5 protein-coding genes and 1 other RNA gene are annotated in these 5849 nt (G+C 61.0%); 4 read left to right on the top strand and 2 right to left on the bottom strand.

Annotated elements, in window-relative coordinates; genetic code table 11:
- Together dnaX and ffs are read right to left on the bottom strand one after the other, a co-directional pair.
- On the bottom strand, positions 1-1305 hold a 1305-nt coding region (dnaX, locus tag VGY55_00885; protein ID HEV2968508.1), incomplete at its 3' end, for a DNA polymerase III subunit gamma/tau.
- A gap of 241 nt (positions 1306-1546) precedes the next feature.
- Positions 1547-1643, bottom strand: an RNA gene (gene ffs, locus VGY55_00880) — signal recognition particle sRNA small type.
- A 137-nt stretch (positions 1644-1780) separates the two neighbouring features.
- Between ffs and VGY55_00875 the strand changes: the two genes are divergently transcribed.
- From VGY55_00875 to VGY55_00860, 4 genes are all read left to right on the top strand, one after another.
- Complete coding sequence (locus tag VGY55_00875) at positions 1781-2314, top strand: DinB family protein (GenBank protein HEV2968507.1); 534 nt, start codon at positions 1781-1783, stop codon at positions 2312-2314.
- Positions 2315-2397: 83 nt separating this feature from the next.
- Positions 2398-3162, top strand: a complete 765-nt coding sequence (locus tag VGY55_00870) for a DUF1080 domain-containing protein (protein ID HEV2968506.1) — start codon at positions 2398-2400, stop codon at positions 3160-3162.
- Positions 3163-3660: 498 nt separating this feature from the next.
- Entirely contained in the window at positions 3661-4458 is a 798-nt protein-coding gene (locus VGY55_00865; GenBank protein ID HEV2968505.1) for a hypothetical protein, read from the top strand.
- Between the two features lie 185 nt (positions 4459-4643).
- Positions 4644-5840: an FAD-dependent monooxygenase gene (locus VGY55_00860; GenBank protein HEV2968504.1), complete on the top strand. Its 1197-nt coding sequence runs from the start codon at positions 4644-4646 to the stop codon at positions 5838-5840.
- Positions 5841-5849: the final 9 nt, after the last annotated feature.

Here is a 5849-nt window from a genome sequence, read left to right as displayed (position 1 = left end):
GGCGGTCGCGTTGGATGGGTCGGCTTCGGCGACCGGTCTCAGGTCAGCTTTTTTTTTTGCCATTGATGGCGGCGACGAGGACGCGACACCCGCGTTCGCCGAACCAGCCCCGTTTCGCAAATCGGCGATCAGATCGGTCAGGCGATCCAAATCGCCCAAATTCGCAATTCGCACTAGGGCCAACTCCGCGAGCGTCCGCCCGTGCGTGCTGAACCTCAACCGCGAGAGCGTGTGATCGAGGACTTGCATCACGGCGAGAACCGTTTCCAGCCCGAGCCGTTTCGCCGCGGCCGCCACCGCTTCCTGGTCGCTCGGCGCCGTGTGCAGGAAGCTATCCGCCGGGCATCCGACCGCGGCCGCCATCACGTCGCGAAAATAGCCGAGGAGCTGATCCATAAGCTGGCCAACATCGACGCCTTCGGCCAATGCCGTGTCCAAATCCTCGAGCGCCGCCGCCGAATTGCGCCCGACCAAATGGCCGACCAATCCGGCCAGCCGCTCTCCGCCCGCCGTGCCGAGCATGGCATGCACGTCGGCCAGCGTCACGCGCTTCGATCCGAACGCAAGAAGCTGCTCGAGCAGCGATTGGCTGTCGCGCATCGAGCCGGCCGCGCGGCGGGCGAGGATCGCCAACGCCTCCGGCTCCGCTTCAGCTCCTTCGGCCGCCACGATCTGCCGCAGCCGCTCGACGATCGAGCCGGTTTGAATCCCCGCGAAGTCGTAGCGCTGGCAGCGCGAGAGGATCGTGATCGGAATCTTTTCCGGCTCGGTCGTGCAGAAGATGAACTTGACATGCTCCGGCGGCTCTTCGAGCGTCTTGAGCAGGGCGTTGAATGCATCGCGGCTTAGCTGGTGAACTTCGTCGATGATGTAGACCTTGAATCGGGAGCGGCTCGGCCGGACGTTGACGTTTTGGCGAAGCTGGCGAATGTCGTCGATATTGCGGTTGCTCGCCCCGTCGATTTCCAGCACGTCCATATCGTCGCCCGACGTGATGCTGCGGCAGATGTCGCACTCGTTGCACGGGGTGGGCGTCGGCCCGTGGACGCAATTAAGCGCTTTGGCGAGGATTCGCGCGGCCGACGTCTTGCCGACGCCGCGCGCGCCGGTGAATAGATAGGCGTGACCCACGCGATGCGAGAGGATGGCCCCGGTCAGCCCGCGGCCGACGTGCTCCTGGCCGATCAATTCGGCGAACGTCTGCGGCCGATACCGACGCGCGACGACAACGTAGTCGCCCGGCCCGCTATTTGCCGCGGCAATATCGTCAATTGGGATCAATTCGCTCTGGAAAACTTCGGCCATAGGATGGGGGAATGTCGAATGACTAATGACGAATGTCTAAAGAATGACGAAGCCCTAATGTCGAAGATCCGTCGCGGCGGGACGAAGCGTGAGCGGGCACTGCAACGGTCTTGATTCGGGCAATCGTTGATTCCTTTGTCATTCGTGCTTCGACATTCGTCATTCTTTAGACATTCGTGCTTCGTCATTCGTCATTCATTGGGCATTCGTCATTAGACATTCGTCATTCAGGCCATCGGCCGCCGATGAGAGGCCCGCCGCACAAAGAGATGACTGCTTATGGCTGCTACTTTCGTCCTGACCAGGTTCACAGCTCCCCTTTGCGGGGGCCTCTCATCGGAGGCCGGAGCGCCGCTTGGCGGCCAGACGATGTTGTACGGTCTCATGCCCCCGTCGTCAAACCGCCGGAAGTTGGTATGATGCTGCGACGGCAAACGAACTCGCGAACAACGGAACAATCTCAGGAGATTCTGTGATGAATTATAAGGACCGGCTCAAGTCGTGGTTGGAGCAGGCTCGGCAGACGAGCGAAGGGATGCTGGCCTCGTTCAAAACGCCGCAGGATTGGACGCACCAGGTCCACCCCAACGCCAATCATGCGCTCTGGTTCGCGGGGCACATGTCGCTGACCGACAATTTCATCGTCGGCGTGGTCGCGCCAGATAAACAGACCGAGCCGCCCGCCGGATTCAAAGAGAAATTTGGGATGGGGAGCAAGCCGAGCAGCAATCCGGCCGACTATCCGCCGGCCGAAGATGTGCTGGGGTTCCTTCGCGACCGTCGGCAAGCGCTCATGGCGGCCCTGGATCGGCTGACCGAGAACGATCTCAACCGGTCACTTCCGAAAGGCGCTCCCGACTTCATCAAAGACTACGCCGACGCCTTCCAAATGGCGATCTGGCACGAAGGGATCCACACCGGGCAACTGAGCATCGCCCGCCGCGCCCTCGGCCACGCCCCGCTCATGGGCGGCGGAGATGGGCCGCGAGATTTGGACGCGGGTAGTTAGTGCCGGAAGTTGGCGCTCGCGAAACTGCTCGAATCGAGCAAACATCGGCACCCGAGCCCATTTCTTCGTCAAAGGAAAATCGTATGAAGTGGACGCTTCCGATTTGCGGTGTTTGCATGGCAGCGATCGCTGGACTGACTCGGCTGAGCATCGCCCAGAACGCGACTCCTACCACCGCGCCGACGGCCTCAGCAGCGTCGACCTCCCAACCTACGTCGGCGCCCGACGCGCCGCTGCCTGCTGGCATGACCCATCTGTTTGACGGGAAAACCCTGGCGGGCTGGAGGCAGATTCCGCCGGAACAGTGGATCGTGAAGGACGGCGCGCTGGTGAGCCTGGGCAAGGGCCGGGGAGTCATCGCCACGCAGGGGCAGTATGGCAGGTACCGTGTGATCTTTGACATCCGCCACGTGTCGGCGGAACCCAAGCAGGATCATCCCGCATGCGTGCTGTTCTTCTGCACCAATCCCGCGGAGAATGAGAAGCCGCTGGACATGCTGGGAGCTGTGCAATTCATGGTGCCGCAGGGCTTCCACTGGGACTACCGTCCCGGGAAGAACAACTCAGGAAAAGAGTTCTTCACATCCATTACAAAATCGAAAGCGGATCCGTTGAAGTGGAGCCGGGTGGAGCTGCTGGTGGACGCCGAGTCGGGCGCCGCCCGCCTGGCGGTTGCACAGCCGCCGGGCGCGCCCGCGATCGAGATCGCCCGGTTCAAGGACCCAGCGGCGGGAAAGAAGGGGCCATTCGCCATTCAGATGCATAATGGCGGGCTAGTGGACGAATATGCCAACATCGCCATCGAGGAGAATCCGAAGGTCGATGAACTGATTACCATGCAGAAATGAGGAAAAGCAAAAGGGGATAAGTCGAACCCGGCATTCGTCGCTTCTACGATGCCGAGCGCCCCTTGGCTGACCTTCCGGCGCACGGTGCTGATTGAGGAAAAGTGGACAGGGCGGACGCGACTCGTTCCTAATTCGAGTCGCGTTCGCTTTTTTTCGCGACGATTTTGATTCCACGTGGGCCATTTTTCGGGACGTCGGACATTTGACGACGATCACAGTAGGCTTATAGCCAAGTTCCGCCGAACCGCGCCAAAAGAAGTCGTTTCTTTGTGGCGGGTTTCCGGTACAATCGGCTACATCCCTCGTTGAACATTTTGGACCAGAGTGTTTCCAGATGGGACGATCAGGTGGACGGGTGCAAACTTTTCAGAAAGCAGGGGTGACGAGATGACCAGGACGAGCAGGATCCTTCCGAAAATCTTTGTGGGGGGGCTGTGCAGTATTATGGTCGCCAGCGTGTGGACACCGACCGCGAACGGTGCTGACAAAATCGCGATCATGGCGCGATCCGTGTTCGAACGAGCGGGGGGCACCGACAAAGGGCTGCCGCAAAGCAAGTTTAGGGCTTCGCAAACTAAAATCGTTGACGCTCTGGATCGGTTAGCCGCTGATGGGATCCTGGGGGGCGAACCTCCACCACAGCCAGTCATCAAGCGCGACTTATCGAAGAAAGACTCGATCTCCAGGACCGATTTCTTGCAATACTTCCGCGGGCTCGCCTCAGAACGCGACCTGGAATTGCGGCGAAAGCAGGCCGAGTTGGCGGCCGGCCAAGCAAACGCCGCCGCTGACGCCGCTCGTCGGCAGGCGCAGGCCCGAGAAGCGGCGGCCAGGGCGGCCGAGGCAGAAGCTCAGGCGCAAGAAGCGATCGACCGCCCAAACCAAACTGCAAGTGATCCCGACCTCGATGCGATAAACAGGCAACTGGAGTACCAGAATCAGCTATTAGAGCAGCAACTTTTGAAGGAGCGTTGGGCTGAGTTGGAGTGGTATCGGCTGCATCCGAACCAACTTTATCCCGATCGAAAATCTCAAGGCGCATCGACCAACAGTCCACCGGCTTGGCAAGGTGTCGCTATCGTCGGGCCTCAGGCCAACCAAGGCGGAAAGAGCGTTCCCCCCTTGACGACAAACGGACCGGGCGGACAGCGATTCGGCACCCCCGGCCCCCAACAAAACTCCGCGCAAGGTACCCGCGTTGGAGGCGGAGCGAATGGAGCCGTCGGCAGCGCGAGTTCGTCGTCTCAGGCCGACGGGCACGATAAAAACTCGGACAAGGATAAGTCGAAGAAGTAAGATCGGCGTTGTTCCAGCCAACCGGAGTGAAAAAGGGGTCGGGAGTCGTTCGGACACTTTTTTACACGTCCTCGGGCCTCTGAATCCCAAGGGAGGAAATGGGTTCGGGAGTCATTGAATTGACACGGGAAGAGAGCAGACCTGTTTAATAAATAGGTCTAACCCTTCTTCACCACTTCTTCAATATGACGCTGAAGGTGATCGTCTCCGGCGCCGGGATCGCAGGCCTAGCGCTCTCCCATTGGCTCGGCCGAATCGGCGCCTCGACCGTCCTCATCGAGCGCGCGCCGCGCTTCGAGGCGCTCGGCCACTATATCTCGCTCAAAGGAAACGGGGTGGAGATGGCGCGTCGGATGGGGATATTGGCCGCCTGCCAGGCGCGCGCTGTGCCGATCGAAGAAGTCTATTTCTACACTGCGGCAAAGCGACTCCTGCGAAAAGAACGTACTGCGGCGCTCGCCAAGACGCTCGGCGGTTACATCCTGTTCCGTCGGGCCGACCTGCAGGCCGCGCTCTACGAACTCGTGCGTGAGCGTGCCGATATCCGTTTCGGCACTCAGATCGAGGAAGTTCGTACCGCGGCCGACGGCGTCGAGGTCAGGTTGAGCGACGGCCGCACTGGGCGGGGCGATTTACTCGTCGGTGCGGACGGAGTCCACTCGCGCGTCCGCGGCCTTGTCTTCGGCGAGGGTTTTGAACGGCCGCTCGGCGGTCACTACATCGCGATCTCGCAAACGCTCCGCCACGGTCTGCGCGCGGTGGCGCATTCCTACTTGGGCATCGGAAGCATGGTGAATCTGTTGCCGGTCGCTCCCGACTCCGTGTCAGCCGTAGTTTATGTTGGTGCGAACGCGGAACCTCCGCCTCACGACGATCCGCTGGCGATGCGAGACTATCTGCTCGCGACCTGTGCCGGTTTTCCCGAGGAAGTGGTCCGCGTCCTCGGCAACATCGGCGCGAATGATTTTGTTTTTTCCGACGCCATAAACCAAGTCGAGATGCCGCGGATCACCCAGGGCCGCTGCGCCGTCATCGGTGACGCCGCCCACTGCCCTACGTTGCTTTCGGGGATGGGCAGTTCGCTGGCTCTCCAGGACGCGCACATTCTTGCCGGTTGCCTCGCGCGCAATCCGGACGACTTTACCACTTCGCTGGCGCGTTACGAGGAGCTGATGACCCCCATCGCCCGCCGCTACCGCGACAGTGCTGTCCGCGCGCACGGCACATTCCTGACCTCTAGCCGCATCAAGGCGCGCCTCCGCGATCTCGCGCTGCGATTCGTCCCGAATCGCCTTTTCGAGCGCGGAATCCGTCGCTTCTACGATGCCGAACGCCCCTTGCCTGACCTGCCTGCGCAAGGCGCCGGCACGCCTCGGAGATGAAAAGGGATA

The organism is Pirellulales bacterium (assembly GCA_035939775.1).
In the GTDB taxonomy this organism is placed as follows: domain Bacteria; phylum Planctomycetota; class Planctomycetia; order Pirellulales; family DATAWG01; genus DASZFO01.
The sequence above is the reverse complement of the archived record's forward strand: the minus strand, read 5'-3'. Positions and strand labels throughout refer to the sequence as shown.